The sequence below is a fragment of the Rhodococcus sp. WB9 genome (assembly GCF_007558985.1).
Lineage (GTDB): Bacteria > Actinomycetota > Actinomycetes > Mycobacteriales > Mycobacteriaceae > Rhodococcus_F > Rhodococcus_F opacus.
Genome location: NZ_CP041769.1, coordinates 3396457 through 3417227, shown reverse-complemented (window position 1 = coordinate 3417227; position 20771 = coordinate 3396457). Strand labels below are relative to the sequence as shown.

Genomic DNA, 20771 nt, shown 5'->3' with positions numbered 1-20771 from the left:
AATGTGCTCGGGAGCCCTTCCGTCCGAGGCATGCCGTTTATCGGCCGCGCAAAAGGGAATCTGGTTCGCCCAGCAACTGGCCGGCGAGCTCCCGATCACGATCGCGCAGTACGTCGAGGTCTTCGGCGAGTTGGATATCGATTTGCTCGAGGCGACCAGTCGCGTCGCGGCCAGGGAGTTCGGTTCCGGGTTCTTACGCCTGGTCGATCACGACGGTGAGCTTTATCAACTGGTCGACGACTCTTCCGACAGCGGGGTCCGGCGAATCGACTTTCGCGCGGAGGACGACCCGAGCGTCGTCGCGCAGCAGTGGATGCGCAGCGAGTTCAGCACCCCGATTGACCTCCTCCACGATGCGCTCGCAGTCTCGGCGATCCTCCGAGTCGGCGACCGGCACTACTACTGGTACTCACGCGTTCACCACATCGCCCTCGACGGCTACGGCGCCATGACGCTGATGCAGCGTATTGCCGAGTTGTATACGGCCGCAGTTGCCGGTGTCGAGGCCCCGCCGCTCCGCGTGCTGGACCTCGCACAGATCGTTGAAATCGATGCTGCCTACCGGAACTCGGATCGCTTCGAGGCGGATCGGCGGTACTGGGCGGAACGGACCTCGGGACTGCCGGAACCTGCGAGCCTGGCCGGGCGGTCGGCGCCCGTCGAGGCGCATCCGCGAGTGGCCAGCGCGGCCTTGTCACACGACGTAGCCTCATTGCTCGATTCGGTCGCAACGAAGCACAACTCGAGTGCAGCAACGGTCTTGGTCGCTGCTCTTGCCGGCTTCCTGTGCCGGATGACAGGCAGATCGGACATCGTACTCAGTCTGCCGGTTTCGGCCCGAACGACCGCACCGCTGCGACGCTCAGGTGGGATGGTGGCCAATGTCGTGCCGCTGCAGCTCGACGTGAGCGCGGACGTGACGATCGGGACACTGATCCACTCCGCCCAGCTCGAGTTGACCGGGGCGCTGCGGCGGCAGCGGTACCGCCGTGAGGACATCTGCCGTGATCTCGGCAGGGACATCAGCCGCAATCGCTCGTTTGGTCCGACTCTCAACATCATGCCGGCCGACCGAGAGATCCGGCTGGGCCCGCACCTCGGCCGACTGAACGTGTTGACCTCCGGGCTCGTCGACGATCTTTTCGTCAACATCTACCCGAGCGTGGGCGGCACCACGACGCACATCGACTTCCAAGCCAACCCAAGCCTGTACGACGACGAGGTTCTCAAATGTCATCACGACCGCTTGTTGTCCTTTCTCGACCGCTTCCTTTCTGCCGATGCGGGGAGTCGGGTCGGTGACCTCGACCTCCTCGACACCGACGAAAAACGGAACCTGCTCGACCGCACCGGCGGCCCCGAACACCCCGCAACGACACTGCCACAACTGCTCACCACCGCCGCAGCACACGACCGCACCGCACCGGCGGTGACATACGAAGACCACCACCTGTCCTACGAACAACTCGACACCGCATCCTCCCAACTGGCACGGATCCTGATCGCCGAAGGCATCGGCACCGAAGACACCGTCGCCATCGCACTCCCCCGCTCCCTCGAAGCGATCCTCGCAGTCTGGGCGACCACCAAAACCGGCGCCGCGTTCCTCCCGATCGACCCCAACTACCCGAAAGACCGCATCACCCACATGCTCTCGGACTCCCGAGCCGCACTCGGAGTGACCACCACCGAGCACGCCACCACCCTGCCCGAACCACTGCCCTGGCTCGTCATCGACACCCCCGACCTCGAAACCCGCTGCAACACCATGGATTCAGGTCCGATCACCGACACCGACCGACTCCGACCCCTGCACACCACCAACACCGCCTACCTGCTCTACACCTCCGGCTCCACCGGCACCCCCAAAGGCGTCGTCGTCACCCACCAAGGGCTGGCCAACCTTGCCGCCGAACAACGCGAACGATTCACCATCACCCCCGACTCCCGCACCCTGGCCGTGGCATCCCCGAGCTTCGACGCCTCGGTCTTCGAACTGCTCCTCGCCGCCGGATCCAGCGCCACCATGGTCATCGCCCCACCCACCTTCTTCGGCGGCGACGAACTCACCCAACTCCTCCACACCAACCACGTCACCCACGCCGTGATCACACCGGCCGCACTGGCCACGATGGACCCCACCCACCTCCACACCCTGCACACCGTCCTCTCGGCCGGCGAGGCCTGCACCCCCGACCTGCTCACCCGCTGGGCCACACACACCGACACCTCCCCCACCCACACACCCCGCCGCTTCTTCAACGGTTACGGCCCCACCGAAACAACCGTGATGAGCAACTGCAGCGGACCACTGCCACCCGGCGGCCCGGTCACCATCGGCGGCCCGATCCGCGGCACCCACGCCTACGTCCTCGACGACCGACTCCGGCCCGTCCCCACCGGCGTGACCGCAGAACTGCACCTGGCCGGGATCCAGCTGGCCCGCGGATACCACAGCCGACCCGCACTGACCGCCGAACGGTTCGTCGCCAACCCCTACGGCCCACCCGGCGAACGCATGTACCGCACCGGCGACCTCGTCCGCTGGCACCCCGACGGCAACCTCGAATACCTCGGCCGCCGCGACCTCCAAGTCAAAATCCGCGGCCACCGCATCGAACTCGGCGAAATCGAAGCAACCCTCACCACCCACCCCGACATCACCCACGCCGCAGTGACAGTCCACAAAGGCACAGTCACCGAGCAACTGGTGGCCTACGTGGTGCCGACCCCGGGCGCCCACGTCGACCCCGACACGCTCGCCGCGACGGTCGGTGCGCGCCTGCCCGATTTCATGGTGCCGTCGGTGTTCGTGACCCTCGACCGGATGCCAGTGAGCGTGAACGGCAAGATCGACCGGCGAGCACTCCCCGCACCAACACCGTTGAAACGGCAGTTCCGACCACCGGTCACCCCCACCGAACAGACCATCGCCGACGTCTTCGCCGACGTCCTCGGCGTCGACCGCGTCGGGGTTGACGAGTCGTTCTTCGCTCTCGGTGGCGACAGCATCGTCGCGATTCAGTTGGTCTCGCGCGCGAAAGCCCGGGGCGTGGTGTTCTCCTCACGCGATGTTTTCGAGCGCAGGACTGTTGGCGGCTTGGCTGAAGTCGCGCAGCGTCCCGAGGACTCCGGACTGCCGGTGGCGCTCGAGGAGTTGCCGGGCGGCGGTATCGGGTGGATGCCGCTGACCCCGGTCGCGCGGGCGCTGATCGAGCGGGGCGGTGGCTTCGGTCGATTCTCGCAACACATGTTGGTGGAGTTGCCGCCCGGAATTGAGCGCGGTGAGCTGGTGGCGACGGTCGAGGCCGTCCTCGATCACCACGACATCTTCCGCTCGCGACTTGTCGGCGACGAACGCGGGTGGGGTCTGGAAGTCGGTGGGTCGGATGCCGTCGATGTGGACGGCCTTGTTCGTCGGGTGGAGGTCACCGCCGATCTCGACGAGGAAGCCGCGGCGGCGTTGGCGTCGGCGCAATTGGATGCGGCATTGGGGCGGTTGGCGCCGACGACGGGCGTGATGGTGCAGTTCGTGTGGCTCGATTTCCGGTCGGGATGCAGCACCGCGCAGCGGCCGGGCCGGCTGCTGATCGTCGCGCACCACCTGGTGATCGACGGGGTGTCGTGGCGGATACTCCTGCCGGACTTGGCCTCCGCGTGGGCGCAGGTGTCCGCTGGGCACACTCCGGTGTTGGATCCCGCCGGAACGTCGATGCGTCGGTGGGCGCACGCGTTGGTCGAGGAGTCGTCGGCCCCGGCGCGGCTGGCGGAGTTGCCGATGTGGCAGGCGCTGCTGCAGGCCCCCGACCCGGTATTGGGCCTCCGCCCGTTCAACGCGGCTATCGATGTGGGATCCACCCTCGACCGGGTCGAGGTGAGCGTACCGGCGCCGGTGACGGCATCACTCCTGACGACCTTGCCGACACGGTTCCACGGCGGCGTCGAGGATGGACTGTTGGCGGCATTGGCATTAGCCGTCTGCCGGTGGCGGCGCGCGCGACAGGTCTCCGAATCCTCGACGCTGATCCAACTCGAGGGACACGGCCGTCAGGAGCAGATTGCCGCGGGAGCGGATCTGTCTCGGACGGTGGGATGGTTCACCACAGTGTTGCCGGTGCGTCTGGATATCGGAGCCGCCGACCTCGACGAGGCCTTCACCGGTGGCGCCGGCGCCGGTGTGGTGGTCAAGTCGATCAAGGAGCAGCTGAGGTCTATACCGGACAGGGGAATCGGCTACGGGCTGCTGCGCTACCTGAATCAGGAAACAGCCGAGCAGCTACGGTCGCTGCCGGTCGGCCAGATCAGCTTCAACTACCTCGGCCGGGTGTCCGGCGGTGGTGTTCCGAACGAGATGCCGGGGACGCAGTGGGCACCGTGCGGCCATCTCGGCGACATCGCCGCTCCGGGAGATGCCGACATGCCGGCGAACGGCGTCGTCGACATCAATGCGATCGTCACCGACGGCAGCGAGGGTCCGGTGCTGGGCGCCACATTCACGTTCCCGACGGGGGCAATCGGGCGGACCGATGTGCAGGACTTGGCGGGAGAATGGTGTGCTGCGCTCGCCGCGCTCGCCACCCATGCGCAGACCCCCGACGCCGGCGGGCTGACACCGTCGGATCTACCGTTGGTCACCGCACGTCAATCGGACATCGACCGCTGGGAAGCGGCGTATCCGGCGGTCACGGACGTGTGGCCCCTGACGCCGCTGCAGTCGGGTCTGCTGTTCCACGCTCTGTTGGCCGCGTCGTCGGTCGACGTGTACTCGATGCAGGTCGTGTTCACCCTCACCGGCCGGGTGGACGCCACCCGGTTGCATAGGGCGGCACAGGCGGTACTGGATCGGCACCCGAACTTGCGGGTGGCGTTCGTCGAGGGAGCCGACGGCATACCCGTGCAGCTGGTCCTCGACAAGGTGCCGGTGCCATGGTCCGAGGTCGATCTCCGCGAAATCGACGACACCACTCGCCCCGACGCGTTGACGCGACTGCTGGCCGACGACCAGGCCACACACTTCGACATGACCGCACCACCGTTGATCCGGTTCACCCTGGTCACCGTCGCCGAGGACCGGTACGAACTGGTCGTCGCCAACCACCACATCCTGCTCGACGGCTGGTCCATGCCACTGCTGATGACGGACATGCTCGCACTCTATGCCGCCGGCGACCAGCCGTCGGCGTTGCCTCCCGCCCGTCCGTATCGCAATTATCTCGAGTGGCGCGCCGAACAGGACGAGGCAGCGTCGCGGCGGGCCTGGGCGGCGGCGCTCGAGGGTGTCGAGGGCCCGACTCTGCTCGCCCCCGCCGACCCCGGCCGAGAGATCTCCTCGCGGGCGGGTGAAGTAACCGCCGATCTCGGCGAGCACAAAACACGTGCCCTGTCCGAGTTGGCCGCCCGACTCGATGTCACCGTCAACACGGTGATGCAGGCGGCCTGGGGAATTCTGACGATGCGGATGACCGGCCGCGGCGACACAGTCTTCGGCAGCACCGTGTCAGGACGGCCACCCCAGCTCGCAGGCGTGGAATCGATGATCGGACTGTTCATCAACACGGTGCCGGTCAGGGTGCGAGCGGACCCGGACGAATCGATCACCCAACTACTGACGCGGATGCACCGAGAACAGGCCGACCTGCTCGACCACCTCTATCTCGGGCTCACCGACATTCAGCAAGCCGCCGGAACAACCGACGCCCTGTTCGACACGCTGACGGTATTCGAATCGTATCCCGTCGAGCAGACCACACTTACCGAACAGGCCGACGCACCCGACGGCATGACCCTCACCGACGTCAGAGCCAACGACAACACCCACTACCCCCTCGCCCTGAAAATCACCGACGACACCCAAATCCGACTAACCCTGACCTACCTCCACGACCTGTTCGACGAACCATACGTCCAAGCCCTGCTAAACCGATACCTGCGTGTCCTCGGAACCATGATCGCCGATACGGAGAGCCGAGTCGGCGACATCGACCTCCTCGACCCCACCGAAAAACAGCTGATCCTCGAGGACTGGAACCACACCGATCATGCGACAACCACCGACACACTGGTGTCGATGTTCGGTGCGCAGGTGACGCGCACACCCGACGCGCCCGCGGTGGTGGACGGAAACCGAACACTGACCTACGCCGAGTTCGATGCACGCGTCAATCGTCTCGCCCGACACCTGATCACCCAAGGTGTGGGCCCGGAAACCATCGTGGCACTACGAATGCGCCGCTCCATCGACTTCGTCGTCGGCGTCTACGCGACCCTCACCGCCGGTGCAGCTTACCTGCCCATCGACCCCCACCACCCGGCCGAGCGCACACACTTCATACTCGCAGTGGCACAACCAACCTGCATGCTGACCACCACCCACGACGACCAAGACGATCCGCCCGACCCGGTACCGGTCCTCCACCTCGACACCATCGATCTGTCACCGCTGTCCGGGGCGCCGGTGACCGACGCGGACCGCCGCGCACCGCTACGCCCGCAGAACACGGCCTACGTGATGTTCACCTCGGGATCGACCGGCCGCCCAAAGGGAGTGACCGTGGCGCACAGCGCGATCGTCAACGAGGCTCAGTGGGTGGTCGAGGCGTTCGATCACCGTGCCGGTGATCGTCTTCTGCAGAGCAACGCGGTGACCTTCGACGCATCGACCCCCGACCTCTTCGCACCGCTGCAGGTCGGGGGCTGCGTGGTCTTGGCAGGGCCCGACGGCCAACGCGACCCCGACTACCTCGCCGAACTCATCCGCACCCAAGCGATTACCCACATGTCGTCGGTACCGACGGTACTGATCGCCCTGATGGCCGGCCGCTCACCCGACGTCCTCCGCGGCGTGCGGGTGGTCTACCTCGGCGGTGAAACGCTGTCCGGGCACACGGTGGCGCGGTTGGCGGAGTTCGGTCCGGCGACGGTGTGGAACCAGTACGGGCCCACCGAAACCACCGTCAGCGTCATCTGCCACCGCTGCACCCAACACGAAGAGTCGGTGGTACCCATCGGCACACCCCAGCCCAACTGCCACGCCTACGTGCTGGACCACCGCTTGCATCCGGTACCGGTGGCGGTGGTGGGCGAGTTGTATGTGGCCGGGATCCAGCTGGCCCGCGGATACCACAGCCGACCCGCACTGACCGCCGAACGGTTCGTCGCCAACCCCTACGGCCCACCCGGCGAACGCATGTACCGCACCGGCGACCTCGTCCGCTGGCACCCCGACGGCAACCTCGAATACCTCGGCCGCCGCGACCTCCAAGTCAAAATCCGCGGCCACCGCATCGAACTCGGCGAAATCGAAGCAACCCTCACCACCCACCCCGACATCACCCACGCCGCAGTGACAGTCCACAAAGGCACAGTCACCGAGCAACTGGTGGCCTACGTGGTGCCGACCCCGGGCGCCCACGTCGACCCCGACACGCTCGCCGCGACGGTCGGTGCGCGCCTGCCCGATTTCATGGTGCCGTCGGTGTTCGTGACCCTCGACCGGATGCCAGTGAGCGTGAACGGCAAGATCGACCGGCGAGCACTCCCCGCACCAACACCGTTGAAACGGCAGTTCCGACCACCGGTCACCCCCACCGAACAGACCATCGCCGACGTCTTCGCCGACGTCCTCGGCGTCGACCGCGTCGGAGTCGACGACGACTTCTTCACCCTGGGCGGCAACTCGCTGCTCGCGACGCAGGTGGTGTCGCGGCTCAGTGTGGCGATGGATGCGCGGGTACCGATGCGAGTGCTGTTCGAGGCGTCGTCGGTGCAGGCACTGTCGACGTGGCTCGAGTCCCGGGCGACGGCGGGTGCACACCCACCCCTGGTTCCGCGGACCCGACCCGAACACATCCCGCTATCGTATGCGCAGCAACGCATCTGGTTCCTCAACCGGTTCGACCCACACTCACCGGTCTACAACATTCCATTCGCCGTGCGCCTGTCGGGAACCATGGACACGGCCGCACTACTGGCAGCGATCGCAGACGTCGTGGACCGGCACGAGACCCTCCGGACGATCTACCCCGAATCCGAGACCGGCCCGCACCAAGTGGTCGTCCCGGCGGCCGAGGCCAGCGGCGGATTCGCCACCGCCGCGGTGACCGAGAACGAGCTCGCCACGCGACTGCTGTCGATGGCCTCGTCCGAGTTCGACGTCACCACATCGGTACCGGTGCGGGCCGCCTTGTTCGAGACGGCCGACAACGAGCACGTGCTCGCCGTGGCGCTGCACCACATCTGCGCCGACGGCTCCTCGATCGCCCCGCTGGCCCGGGATCTCATGACCGCCTATACGGCCCGAGCCGGCGGACACACGCCATCGTGGCCACCACTGGCGGCGCAGTACGCCGACTACACCCTGTGGCAACGCGAACTACTCGGCTCCGACGACGACCCGAACTCGTTGCTCACCCGGCAACTGACCTACTGGCGTTCCACACTCGACGGGCTGCCCGAACAGCTCGAACTGCCCGGGAACCGAACGCCGCCCGCCGTCACCCACCGTGGACGAACACACACGTTCACCATCGACACGCCCACCCACCGCGCGGCAGCCGAACTCGCACGACAACACACCGCAACCGTGTTCATGGTGCTGCACACCGCATTCGCGATATTCCTGGCCCGAACATCGGGCACCGCGGATATCGCGATCGGCACCCCCGTCGCCGGCCGCGGCGACCCGGCCCTCGACGACCTGGTCGGCATGTTCGTCAACACCCTCGCACTGCGAACCCCGGTCGATGCTGCCAGCAGCTTCACCCAACTGCTCACGACGGTGCGAGAAACCGACCTGGCCGCATTCGAGCACGCCGACGTGCCGTTCGAACGGGTGGTACAAGCCCTCAACCCGACACGATCGACCACCCGACACCCACTGTTCCAGGTCATGCTCGTCTTCCAGAACCAGGAGCACCCGAAGCTCGAACTGGCGGGACTGACCGCCCGTATCGAGGACATCGACCACACCGCCACCCAGTTCGACCTCACGCTGGTGGTGAGCGAACGCGTCGATCGCGATGGTGCCGCTCGAGGTTTGACCGCCGCGCTGACTTACGCGCAGGACCTGTTCGACGAGGACACCGTCCACGGATTCGCCGACCGGTTCACCCGACTCCTCGAGGCAGCGGTGGCCGATCCCGACAGCCCGGTCGGCGACCTCGACCTCCTCGACCCCACCGAAAAACAGCTGATCCTCGAGGACTGGAACCACACCGATCATGCGACAACCACCGACACACTGGTGTCGATGTTCGGTGCGCAGGTGACGCGCACACCCGACGCGCCCGCGGTGGTGGACGGAAACCGAACACTGACCTACGCCGAGTTCGATGCACGCGTCAATCGTCTCGCCCGACACCTGATCACCCAAGGTGTGGGCCCGGAAACCATCGTGGCACTACGAATGCGCCGCTCCATCGACTTCGTCGTCGGCGTCTACGCGACCCTCACCGCCGGTGCAGCTTACCTGCCCATCGACCCCCACCACCCGGCCGAGCGCACACACTTCATACTCGCAGTGGCACAACCAACCTGCATGCTGACCACCACCCACGACGACCAAGACGATCCGCCCGACCCGGTACCGGTCCTCCACCTCGACACCATCGATCTGTCACCGCTGTCCGGGGCGCCGGTGACCGACGCGGACCGCCGCGCACCGCTACGCCCGCAGAACACGGCCTACGTGATGTTCACCTCGGGATCGACCGGCCGCCCAAAGGGAGTGACCGTGGCGCACAGCGCGATCGTCAACGAGGCTCAGTGGGTGGTCGAGGCGTTCGATCACCGTGCCGGTGATCGTCTTCTGCAGAGCAACGCGGTGACCTTCGACGCATCGACCCCCGACCTCTTCGCACCGCTGCAGGTCGGGGGCTGCGTGGTCTTGGCAGGGCCCGACGGCCAACGCGACCCCGACTACCTCGCCGAACTCATCCGGGCACAGAAGGTCACTCACGTGGCGTCGGTGCCGACGGTACTGATCGCCCTGATGGCCGGCCGATCACCCGACGTCCTCCGCGGCGTGCGGGTGGTCTACCTCGGCGGTGAAACGCTGTCCGGGCACACGGTGGCGCGGTTGGCGGAGTTCGGTCCGGCGACGGTGTGGAACCAGTACGGGCCCACCGAAACCACCGTCAGCGTCATCTGCCACCGCTGCACCCAACACGAAGAGTCGGTGGTACCCATCGGCACACCCCAGCCCAACTGCCACGCCTACGTGCTGGACCACCGCTTGCATCCGGTACCGGTGGCGGTGGTGGGCGAGTTGTATGTGGCCGGGATCCAGCTGGCCCGCGGATACCACAGCCGACCCGCACTGACCGCCGAACGGTTCGTCGCCAACCCCTACGGCCCACCCGGCGAACGCATGTACCGCACCGGCGACCTCGTCCGCTGGCACCCCGACGGCAACCTCGAATACCTCGGCCGCCGCGACCTCCAAGTCAAAATCCGCGGCCACCGCATCGAACTCGGCGAAATCGAAGCAACCCTCACCACCCACCCCGACATCACCCACGCCGCAGTGACAGTCCACCACGACCACCACACCGGCGACCGACTCGTCGGCTACGTCGTCCCCCGCAACCACACCCCCCTCGACCCCACCACGATCCACACCTTCGCCACCGACCACCTCCCCGACTACATGGTGCCCACCCCCATCACCATCCTCGACGCACTACCCCTGACCACCAACGGCAAGATCGACCGGCGAGCACTCCCCGCACCAACACCGTTGAACCGGCAGTTCCGACCACCGGTCACCCCCACCGAACAGACCATCGCCGACGTCTTCACCGACGTCCTCGGCCACGACCGAATCGGACTCGACGACGACTTTTTCACCCTGGGCGGCAACTCGCTGCTCGCCACAAAGGTCAGTGCGCGGCTGCGCGAGGCTCTCGACGTCGAGATGCAAGTAACATGGCTCTTCAGTGGCTCCACGGTGGAAGCGATCGCCAGTAGAGTCGAGGCGGTCTCCGACGGGTCGACACTTATTGTGCCGACCGGACCTTCGGCATTCGATGTCCTGTTCCCGATCAGATCAGCTGGCGATTCCGACCCGATCTTTTGCATACACCCGGCTAGCGGATTGGCCTGGTGCTACGCAGGTTTGGCTCGATACACCGAACCGAGACGGCGAATCTACGGGCTGCAATCCCCCGAACTCGTCGAAGACGACCCGCATCCCCGTTCGATCGAACAGTTGGCGGAGCACTACGTCCGGGAGATCCAGGCCGTGCAACCAGATGGGCCATATCACCTGCTCGGCTGGTCCTTGGGCGGAGTTATTGCCCACGCCGTAGCCACACGACTTCGCCTTCTCGGGAAACAGGTCTCGATGCTGGCTATGCTGGACAGCCGGTTCCGCGAAGCGGAATCGACTGCAAACCAGGAATTCACTGTTGAAGACATCCTGGTCGAGCTAGCCGATCTGTTTGGATTCGGTGCCGAAGACTTCGATGCCGCGGGGGAAACCATGTCGGCTGAACAAGCGACCGAACTGATTCATCTGCGAACCGGAGCATTCGAGTTTCTCCAGCCATCACACGTGAAGCGGATCGTCGAATCCTTCAATGACGCGCCACGGTTGGTCGCCGACTACCACCCCGCCGGGTTCGACGGAGACATGCTTTTCTTCGCCGCCGCAGCTGGCGAGATGACCCAGGATGTTGCCGAAAGTTGCTGGCAACCATATATAACTGGTTCAATCGACTATCATCCCATCGATGCCACGCATATTCGTATGACCACGCCGCGAGCGTTGGCGGACATTGCACGAGTTCTCAACACCTACCTCGTCGACGCTGTCAGTTAGCGGCGCCTCCCTGTGTCAAACGAACTACTCGATGGTGCAACGAACGCCTGAAATCGCCATCTCGCGATCCAGCCGGACAAGGCGCAGCTGATTCCGTCCACCGCGACGGCGCGGTTGCTGCCCGAGGCGCTATTCGGCGAACGCTATGTGTCGCTCATCGTTCCCGAGGGCGACACGGCTCCGCCGATCCAGGCGGGCGACACGAGCCGCGCCTGCTCGACAATCGCGGACCGGCTTGCTACGACGACGTCACCGGGTCCCCGATCAGGTCCCGGGATACGGAGCCCGGATCACGCCCGCAAGTGGACCGTCGCCCGGGTTCCGGACGGTGGATCGTCAGATCGCCGCCGCGAGGACCTCCACGCCCGGTCCGTCGAGGTCGTCGAGCGCCACTCTCCGACCGGAGACGGCCAGGAGAAGCGAAAGGGCGGTGCCGCTCACCTCGGGGCCGTCGCCGATCGACACGTCGGCGTCCGCTGCCGTCAGCCGGACACGGGACACAAGCTCTTTGGCGCCGCCGAAGGACGCCGGGGTGCGCGTCTGGAGGCGGAGCGATCTGTCGACGGCCTCCGCCGGGTAGGAGCGGGTGAGTCCCAAGGGCCGACGGATGTCCTCACCGTGGACGATCTCCTCGACGAGCCTGCTGTCGAGGGGTGCCGGAGGCGTCGACGTGCGCGACGCTGCCCGACGAAGCCGCTCCAATGTCTCCTGCGGTGAGGCGCCACGCTCGCGTTCCACGCCGCGTGCGTTCTGGCGGTCGAAGTCGAATCGCGCCCGGGCGAGGCCGAGCATGAAACCGAGGCGCGTCGTCCGAGCCGTGTCGACCAGGTGTGCGACCACGTCGTGCACGGTCCACTCGCCGCAGAGCGAGGGCTCGTCCCACCGCGCGGCGTCGAGATTCCCGAGGTCGTCGATCAGCGCCGCACGCTCCGCGTGCACCATCGACCAGACATCTTCCACAGCTCGCTCCTTCGGTCGGCCACATCGTATGCAAGGCACGACTCGTCGAGACACGGAAACTCATCGCTGCTCGAGGAACGACCGAATGAGAGCCGACCCGCATGGTCAGCTGTCGATGGTGAGCAGGTCTGCGAGGTTGTCCAGGCTTGCTCGCACCGTGCGTGAGTACGCCTTCGCGACTATCGGGTCAGCCAGCTTGCCGAAGATTCCTCCGAGGCCACTTTCGCTGTCGGTCCGATAGGTGAACAGGGTGCCGCCGTCGACTTTCTCGAGCCTTGTCGTCGCGGTGAAGGCGATCTTGCTCTCCACCGACCTGGACGCAGCCACCTTCAACGGCTCGTACTCGACGAATTCGGTGACCCAGTCGAGCCGCCTACCCAGAATGCGGGTTACCCCGCGCCACCGGGTGCCCACCCCGAGTTCCCCGTCGGTGAGCTGCTCGCATTCAACGGTGGACGCCTCCCACGACGGCCAGTTCTCCGCAACGGTGACAAAATTCCACACTTCCGACGCAGGACGGGCAATGACGACGGACTGCTCGACAACCGGCATGGTGATCATCCCTTTGGTGGTGGCTGGATCGGATTCGACCGACCTCGTCACGCTCCTCAGGCGACGTTCAGCCAGAAGACTGGAGACCGGTCTGTTTGATCTTCCTCTCTGTGCGGGGTCGCTGTCACTGATGATTAGCGCGTCAAAGCGCTGGTAGACGGTGCGATAGGCCCACGAATCGCCGATAGAACTGGTTCACCTGCAGAGGAGCAGAGATGATCGAATCATGACAACGGATCGCCGTACGCTTCGAAGCACCTTCGAGTTGGCCGCCGGGAAGTACCACGCCGCTCGGCCCAGCTATCCGTCAGCGCTCTACGACGAACTCGTCCTCACGTCCGGGCTGCGCCCAGGTGACTCGCTACTGGAGATCGGAGGAGGTACGGGCAAGGCCACCGTCGAGCTCGCGCGGCGGGGCTTCACCATCACGTCGGTCGAACTCGGGCATGACCTGGCAGCGATCGCGCGTGCGAATGTAGCGCCGTTCCCTCACGCCGAGGTGATCTGCGCCGATTTCGAGCAATGGAGGCCTGCGCCAGGCGTGACCTACGACCTCGTGTTCGCGGCAACCTCCTGGCACTGGATCGATCCCTCGACGCGATACATCAAGGCGGCCAGCCTCATTCGACCCGAAGGACATCTGGCTTTCTGGGGTGCACAACACGTGTTCCCGGAAGGCGGGGACCCGATCTTTCGTGACATTCAGCCCGTCTACGAGGAGATCGGCGAAGGTCTCCCAGATGCCGCGACGTGGCCGCGCCAGGGTGAACTCGCCGATCATCGGGCCGAAATGTGGAAGTGCGGGCTCTTCGACAATGTCGTGGTCCGTCACTTCGACTGGGAAGTCAGCTACGACGTGGACGGCTACCGCGACCTTCTCGACACCTTCTCCGGTCACATCGCCATGGCGAAGTGGCAAAGGGAACGGCTCTACAGCGAGATTCGTCGCCGAATCGCCGAGCGGCCCGATCACCGCATCCGGCGGCACTTCGGCGCGGTCCTGCACATTGCCCGCCGTCGCAGCTGATCTTCACGCATTTCGCGCCAGACGGCCGACAACCCGACCGACTCTCCGGTCAAGCCCGAGGCGCATCACAGACTTCGGTGTGGCCGTCCAACGCACATAGGCGAAGGCGGCTTGGTTCCGCACCTCCGAACAGTGCGACTGCCAACCCCAGAACACCTCCACTGCCGGCCAACACCGCACCGAGTAGGAACATTCCACTCATCAGACCCTCCCCTTTGTCCTGTCCCCATTACAGCAGGCCCCCACCCGGACACGGGCCCCGGCCTGCCGGACAGATCCCAACTCCCGCTTCAGCAGGACTCGACGGCGACGACGCGACGTGCGGTTGTCGACGGGAGGAGCGCGAGGACGAGGGCCAGCGCCGTCAGCACGAGGACCAGGACGGCCACGTAGAGCCATTGTCCGCTCGCCCAGGCGATTCCTCCGACCCAGCCGAACAGGCTGGATCCGGCGTAGTAGGAGACGTTGTACAGCGCCGTTGCCTGTGCGCGACCCGTTTTCGCGTGGGCGCCGACCATGCCGGATGCGACGGCATGGCCGACGAAGAGCCCGGCGGTGATCGCGGCCACGCCGAGGAGGATCAGGACCAGCGATCCGGCGACGCTGAGCATCGTCCCGCCTGCCATGAAGGTGCAGGCCGACACGAGCACGGTTCGGTGACCGAGCCGGCCCACCAACCAGCCGGCGGCGCGAGAGCCCGCCGTGCCCGCCAGATAGGCGAGAAAAATCAGCGACACCACCGTGGGCGCGAGGTGGTACGGAGCGGCCTCGAGGCGGAAGGGGAGGTAGTTGAAGACGGCCACCATGCCGCCGACGAGTAGCGCACCGATGCCGAACAATGCCAGCAGGCGGGTATCCCGCAAGTGGATGGCAAGGCTCCCAGTGGACGGGACGGGCACTCGCCGCCCCCGTCCGGCGGGAAGCAGCGCGATCAGGATGGTCATCAGGGTCGCCAGACCTACGCCGAGGATCGCCAGTGCCGGACGCCACCCGAGGTGATCGGCGACCGGGACGACCAGAAGTCGACCGCTCAAACCACCCAAAGATGTTGCTGCCACGTAGGAACCGGCCAATGCCGCGGTCCGCGCCGGCGCGGCGACCTCGTGGAGCAGTGTCATCGCCAGCGCTGGCAGTCCGCCGAGCGCCACCCCTTGGACGAATCGTCCCGCCACCAGCGCGTCGAACGTCGGGAGCCAGGGGACGGCCACGGCGAGCAGTCCCGCGGTTGCCGCCGCGTACCGCATCGCGGTGGGGCGCCCCACCCGATCCGAGAACCGGGCCCACGGCAGAACCGACAACGCCAGCCCGAGCGTGGACGCCGAGACCAGGAGAGAAGCCTGCGCCGGACTCACGGACGCGTCGTGCCCGATCTGCGTGAGGAGCCCTTGAGGCGCGTACATCAGGGCAAAGGTCGCCACACCGGCACACCACAGCGCAGCCGAGAGTCGGCGGTCCGGATTGCCCGTCGGCGGCGTGGGCTGCCGGGCGGTCGCTGCGCGGGTCTCCTTCTCCGTGAGGCGTGTGGAGGGCATGGAGTCGATGTTAGATTCGAAGAACTGATGAATCCAATGCAGAACTATCCATCCACTCATACAGTTGAGTCATGAATAGCGAGACCGTCAAGGCGCTGTTGCCGCACCTCCCCGTCCTCGTCGCCCTCGGCGAAGTCGAACATGTGACTGTCGCTGCCGCGATGCTCGGGATGCCCCAGCCCACGGTCAGCCGGATAATCCGCCGACTCGAAAAGCAACTCGACATCTCGCTCCTGGAACCGGACGGCCGCGGCGTGCGCCTGACCGATGCCGGCCGGACACTGGTGCCTTACGCACAACGCGCACTCGAGGCGGTGGTGGACGGCCTCGACGCCGTGCAGTCCGAAGACCGACAGGCGCGGGCCACCGTTCGCGTCGCCTTTCAGATGTCGCTCGGCGAGCACCTCGTGCCCGAGTTGATTCGCACCGTCCGCGCGACGGATCCGACGATCCGGTTCGTCCTCAGTCAGGGCGCGCGCCGCACGTGCCTGGACACCCTCCTCAACCGTGAGGCCGACATCGCGCTCGCCTCCCGTCTCACCCCACCGCCCGAGGGCCTCACGGTCACGCCGCTGTTCGAACAGCCGCTCGTCGTCCTGGTGCCCTCCGAGCACCCGCGGGCCACCTCGACCTCGACGACGATCCGTGACCTCGCCTCCGAGCCGATCGTCACCCTCAAGCCGGGCTACGGGCTGCGGGGATCGCTCGACGACCTGTTCGCGCGAGCCGGTGCCCTACCTACGATCGCGTTCGAAGGAGAGGACGTGCACACCGTGCACGGCCTGGTCGCATCCGGCTTGGGTGTGGGCATCGTGCCGGCCACGGACACTCCCCCACCCGGGTGCGCGCAGATTCGCCTCGACGATCCCCGGGCCTTCCGCGACATCGGTGCCGCGCGGCTACCCGGTCCCCCGAGCGCCGCGGTCACCACGGTTATCGCTGCCCTCACGACGCTCACCTCCACGGAGAGCGGGAAGTCGACGTGAACCGCGAACATCTCCAGCTCGATTACGGCCTCCGTTTCGACTGGGGCCTGCCGGGGGCGAAAGCCGTCGGACGCAGCCGGGTGACGAACGGGCAGATCAGCTTGTCGCCGAATACGATTCGACGGACCGCGGCGCCGCGCAGGTTGGTGCTTCCCTCGCCGAACGGATCGACCATCAGCTTCGAGCTCGGCGCCGGAACCGGCGTGTGCGTCGGGGCGTCCCTACGGAATGCGACCGCTGTCGCAGAACTGGATCGCCCGGCACTGCACGTCGACGTCGGTGGTGTCGGTGATCGCCGCCGGGGAGAAATGGCCGGGCGGCGAACTCCGGCCGGCGATCGAGGATCTGTGGGGCGCGGGCGCTGTGCTGTCCGCACTGTCGGCGACCTGGGTGGGACGCAGACTCTTCGCCGGAAGCTCTGGCGGCCATGATCGCCTGGCAGACCCTCCCGCAGTCCCGGTCCTCGACGATCGGGTCTTCCGAACGGCTTCGCAATAAAGTGGGCGCCATGTTCGATACCTGGGACGCCGACGCGCCTGGAGTCCTCCGCCTGCCGTCCGGGCGCCTGGTTCGCGGCCGGGGGCTGAGGCGACCACTCCCCGAGGGTCCCCTCCCCGATTTCGCCGTATACCTGCTGGGGCGAACGCCGCCGCCGGTGCAGTGGGACTCGCGGTGGGTCCGCTGGCCCGATTTCGCGTTGCCGCGGGACCGCGACGACACCCGCGATGCGATGGGTGAGGTGTGGCGTCGCGCCGCGACGGAGCGGGTGGAGGTGGCGTGCGGAGGCGGTCGCGGCCGGACGGGCACAGCCCTCGCCTGCATCGCCGTGCTCGACGGGGTCCCGGCGCGGGCCGCCGTCGCGTACGTCCGCCAGCACTACCACCGTCACGCTGTCGAGACACCGTGGCAGCGCCGGTATGTCGGACGGTTCACTACGGGCCCGACCTCCTGACGCGCCCACCGACACCGGACAGGAAGACGCCGGCTGCCCGCACGGGATCCGTGCGGGCAGCCGGCGTGATGACCGGGAGAAGACTACTTCTCGGCAGCCGCCTCTTCGCTCTGCTCGGCCGGAGCCGCGGCGCCGTCTTCTTCGACGGGGATCAGCGAGATCTTGCCACGGTTGTCGATGTCGGCGATCTCGACACGCAACTTCGAGCCGACGCTCACGACGTCCTCGACCTTGGCAATGCGCTTACCGCTGCCCAGCTTCGAGATGTGCACCAATCCGTCACGGCCGGGAAGGAGCGACACGAACGCACCGAAGGCGGTGGTCTTGACGACCGTGCCCAGGAAGCGCTCGCCGACCTTCGGCAGCTGCGGGTTGGCGATGGCGTTGATCATGTCGATCGCAGCCTGCGCGGACGGGCCGTCCGTCGCACCGACGAACACGGTGCCGTCATCTTCGATGGAGATGTTGGCGCCGGTCTGCTCGGTGATGGAGTTGATCATCTTGCCCTTGGGGCCGATGACCTCACCGATCTTGTCGACGGGGACCTTGATGGCCGTGACGCGCGGGGCGAACGGGCTCATCTCGTCGGGGGTGTCGATGGCCTCGGCCATGACCTCGAGGATCGTCGCACGCGCGTCCTTGGCCTGCGACAGCGCGCCGGCGAGGACCTTCGACGGGATGCCGTCGAGCTTCGTGTCGAGCTGCAGGGCCGTGACGAAGTCCTTCGTGCCCGCGACCTTGAAGTCCATGTCGCCGAACGCGTCCTCGGCACCGAGGATGTCGGTGAGCGCGACGTAGCGGGTCTCACCGTCGACCTGGTCGGAGACGAGGCCCATGGCGATGCCGGCGACCGGAGCCTTCAGCGGCACACCGGCGTTGAGCAGTGCGAGCGTCGACGCGCACACGGAGCCCATCGAGGTGGAGCCGTTGGAGCTGAGAGCTTCCGAGACCTGGCGGATGGCGTACGGGAATTCCTCGACGCTGGGCAGCACGGGCATGAGTGCCCGTTCCGCCAGCGCGCCGTGACCGATCTCGCGGCGCTTCGGCGAACCGACGCGTCCCGTCTCACCGGTGGAGTACGGCGGGAAGTTGTAGTGGTGCATGTACCGCTTGGTCGTCTCGGGTCCGAGCGAATCGACCTGCTGCGCCATCTTCACCATGTCGAGGGTGGTGACACCCAGGATCTGGGTCTCGCCGCGCTCGAACAGAGCGGAACCGTGCGCACGCGGAACGATGGCGACCTCGGCCGACAGCGAACGGATGTCCGTGATGCCACGGCCGTCGATGCGGAACTGGTCGCGCAGGATGCGCTGACGGACCAGCTTCTTCGTCAGCGAGCGGAACGCCGCGCCCAGTTCCTTCTCGCGACCCTCGAAGTTCGGGGCGACCTGCTCGAGGACCTCGACCTTGACCTCGTCGGTCTTGTCGTCGCGCTCCTGCTTGCCCGCGATGGTCAGTGCCGCGCTGAGCTTCTCCGCAGCGGCGGCCTCGACGGCTGCGAACACGTCGTCCTGGTACGCCGGGAAGACGGGGAAGTCACCGGTCGGCTTGGAGGCCTTGGCCGCGAGCTGCTGCTGCGCGGTGCAGAGGCGGGCGATGAACGGCTTGGCGGCCTCGAGGCCCTCGGCCACGATCGCCTCGGTGGGAGCCTGTGCGCCACCGTCGATCAGGGAGATCACGTTGTCGGTGGCCTCGGCCTCGACCATCATGATCGCGACGTCGGCGTCGTCACCGCTACCGGAGACGATGCGGCCCGCGACGACCATGTCGAAGACGGCGTTCTCGAGCTGCTCGACGGTGGGGAATGCAACCCACTGGCCGGCCTTGTTCTCGTCCGACGTGATGAGCGCGACGCGCACACCGCCGACGGGTCCGGAGAACGGCAGTCCCGCGATCTGGGTGGAAGCGGACGCGGCGTTGATCGCGACCACGTCGTACAGGTCCTGCGGGTTCAGGCTCATCACCGTGACGACGACCTGGATCTCGTTGCGCAGACCGTCGACGAACGACGGGCGCAGCGGGCGGTCGATCAGACGGCAGGTCAGGATCGCGTCCGTGGAGGGACGGCCCTCACGACGGAAGAACGAGCCGGGGATACGGCCCGCCGCGTACATGCGCTCCTCGACGTCCACCGTCAGGGGGAAGAAGTCGAAGTGCTCCTTGGGGTGCTTGCTGGCGCTCGTCGCGGACAGCAGCATCGTCTCGTCGTCCAGGTAGGCGACGACGGCGCCGGCGGCCTGCTGCGCGAGGCGACCGGTCTCGAAACGAATGGTGCGGGTTCCGAAGGACCCGTTGTCGATCACGGCGGTGGATTCGAACACGCCCTCATCGACCTCTACTGCGGAGTTCTCTGTCATCTCTTCTTTTCACTTCCCTCTCGTCTTCGCCGTACCCGCGGGGGCGTTCTCACCCTCCTGGCGAGAACTGCGCACCTGAGGGACATCCCCCTCTCGAGTTCTCGGGATGTCGCTGTGCGGAGGCGGCCGTCGATCGAAGTCCCCCGGACCGTGTCCGGAAGACCACTACCGAAGACCGACACCACATTCTCGGGTGCATACGGTAGTGCTGCCCTCGGCAGCTAACGCCGATAGCCAGCGAGGCCCAGTCTAAGCAAGGCCCGGCCGGCTACCGGAGTGATTTGCGATCGAAATGACCGCTGTGTGCGAAACTCAGCGACGCAGACCGAGACGCTCGATCAGCGAGCGGTAACGCTCGATGTCGACCTTCTGGACGTACTTGAGCAGACGACGACGGCGTCCGACCAGCAGCAGGAGGCCGCGGCGGGAGTGGTGGTCGTGCTTGTGCATCTTGAGGTGTTCGGTGAGATCGACGATGCGCTTGGTGAGCATGGCCACCTGCGCCTCCGGCGAACCGGTGTCGGTCTCGTGCAGGCCGTACTCGCTCAGAACCTGCTTCTTCTCTTCGGTGGTCAATGCCACTGGTT

General features: G+C 66.4%; 11 protein-coding genes and 1 pseudogene. 6 read left to right on the top strand and 6 right to left on the bottom strand.

The annotated features are described in order from the left end of the window. The first annotated feature begins 1 nt into the window (after nt 1). Together FND50_RS15810 and FND50_RS36770 are read left to right on the top strand one after the other, a co-directional pair. Nucleotides 2-11818: an amino acid adenylation domain-containing protein gene (locus tag FND50_RS15810; protein WP_144286314.1), complete on the top strand. Its 11817-nt coding sequence runs from the start codon at nt 2-4 to the stop codon at nt 11816-11818. Nucleotides 11819-11878: 60 nt separating this feature from the next. After that, nucleotides 11879-12028, top strand: a pseudogene (locus FND50_RS36770) (mammalian cell entry protein); the annotation flags it as partial. Between the two features lie 126 nt (nt 12029-12154). On the opposite strand, the gene FND50_RS15800 reads toward FND50_RS36770, so the two are convergent. Together FND50_RS15800 and FND50_RS15795 are read right to left on the bottom strand one after the other, a co-directional pair. After that, on the bottom strand, nt 12155-12778 hold the full coding sequence (locus tag FND50_RS15800) for a maleylpyruvate isomerase family mycothiol-dependent enzyme (protein WP_007296960.1): 624 nt from the start codon (nt 12776-12778) through the stop codon (nt 12155-12157). A 105-nt stretch (nt 12779-12883) separates the two neighbouring features. Then, on the bottom strand, nt 12884-13339 hold the full coding sequence (locus FND50_RS15795) for an SRPBCC family protein (protein ID WP_144289071.1): 456 nt from the start codon (nt 13337-13339) through the stop codon (nt 12884-12886). Nucleotides 13340-13556: 217 nt separating this feature from the next. On the opposite strand from FND50_RS15795, the gene FND50_RS15790 reads away from it, so the two are divergent. Then, complete coding sequence (locus FND50_RS15790) at nt 13557-14357, top strand: trans-aconitate 2-methyltransferase (protein ID WP_144286313.1); 801 nt, start codon at nt 13557-13559, stop codon at nt 14355-14357. A 290-nt stretch (nt 14358-14647) separates the two neighbouring features. Here the strand turns inward: FND50_RS15790 and FND50_RS15785 are convergent, their stop codons facing one another. Next, nucleotides 14648-15949 carry an MFS transporter gene (locus FND50_RS15785; protein WP_144286312.1) on the bottom strand — a complete coding sequence of 434 codons (1302 nt, stop codon included), beginning with the start codon at nt 15947-15949 and terminating at the stop codon, nt 14648-14650. 11 nt (nt 15950-15960) lie between these two features. On the opposite strand from FND50_RS15785, the gene FND50_RS15780 reads away from it, so the two are divergent. Then, on the top strand, nt 15961-16875 hold the full coding sequence (locus tag FND50_RS15780; protein WP_144286311.1) for a LysR family transcriptional regulator: 915 nt from the start codon (nt 15961-15963) through the stop codon (nt 16873-16875). A gap of 22 nt (nt 16876-16897) precedes the next feature. Here the strand turns inward: FND50_RS15780 and FND50_RS36765 are convergent, their stop codons facing one another. Continuing rightward, a complete protein-coding gene (locus FND50_RS36765) occupies nt 16898-17050 on the bottom strand; it encodes a hypothetical protein (protein ID WP_260850993.1) in 153 nt (50 codons plus the stop codon). Nucleotides 17051-17103: 53 nt separating this feature from the next. On the opposite strand from FND50_RS36765, the gene FND50_RS36760 reads away from it, so the two are divergent. Both FND50_RS36760 and FND50_RS15770 read left to right on the top strand, forming a co-directional pair. Further along, the gene (locus FND50_RS36760; protein WP_260850992.1) at nt 17104-17373 is read left to right on the top strand and encodes a hypothetical protein; all 270 of its coding nucleotides are present in this window, start codon (nt 17104-17106) and stop codon (nt 17371-17373) included. A 10-nt stretch (nt 17374-17383) separates the two neighbouring features. Further along, entirely contained in the window at nt 17384-17827 is a 444-nt protein-coding gene (locus tag FND50_RS15770) for a protein phosphatase (RefSeq protein ID WP_144289070.1), read from the top strand. A gap of 83 nt (nt 17828-17910) precedes the next feature. Here FND50_RS15770 and FND50_RS15765 read toward each other — a convergent pair whose 3' ends face one another. Both FND50_RS15765 and rpsO read right to left on the bottom strand, forming a co-directional pair. Beyond that, nucleotides 17911-20184 carry a polyribonucleotide nucleotidyltransferase gene (locus tag FND50_RS15765; protein ID WP_005240683.1) on the bottom strand — a complete coding sequence of 758 codons (2274 nt, stop codon included), beginning with the start codon at nt 20182-20184 and terminating at the stop codon, nt 17911-17913. Nucleotides 20185-20496: 312 nt separating this feature from the next. Further along, on the bottom strand, nt 20497-20766 hold the full coding sequence (gene rpsO / locus FND50_RS15760) for a 30S ribosomal protein S15 (RefSeq protein ID WP_005240682.1): 270 nt from the start codon (nt 20764-20766) through the stop codon (nt 20497-20499). Nucleotides 20767-20771: the final 5 nt, after the last annotated feature.

Coding starts and splice junctions, on each gene's coding strand:
- FND50_RS15810 (WP_144286314.1), top strand. CDS start 2: ATGTGCTCGGGAGCCCTTCCGTCCGAGGCATGCCGTTTATCGGCCGCG.
- FND50_RS15795 (WP_144289071.1), bottom strand. CDS start 13,339: ATGATCACCATGCCGGTTGTCGAGCAGTCCGTCGTCATTGCCCGTCCT.
- FND50_RS15790 (WP_144286313.1), top strand. CDS start 13,557: ATGACAACGGATCGCCGTACGCTTCGAAGCACCTTCGAGTTGGCCGCC.
- FND50_RS15785 (WP_144286312.1), bottom strand. CDS start 15,949: ATGAGTGGATGGATAGTTCTGCATTGGATTCATCAGTTCTTCGAATCT.
- FND50_RS15780 (WP_144286311.1), top strand. CDS start 15,961: ATGAATAGCGAGACCGTCAAGGCGCTGTTGCCGCACCTCCCCGTCCTC.
- FND50_RS36765 (WP_260850993.1), bottom strand. CDS start 17,050: ATGGTCGATCCGTTCGGCGAGGGAAGCACCAACCTGCGCGGCGCCGCG.
- FND50_RS36760 (WP_260850992.1), top strand. CDS start 17,104: ATGCGACCGCTGTCGCAGAACTGGATCGCCCGGCACTGCACGTCGACG.
- FND50_RS15770 (WP_144289070.1), top strand. CDS start 17,384: ATGTTCGATACCTGGGACGCCGACGCGCCTGGAGTCCTCCGCCTGCCG.
- FND50_RS15765 (WP_005240683.1), bottom strand. CDS start 20,184: ATGACAGAGAACTCCGCAGTAGAGGTCGATGAGGGCGTGTTCGAATCC.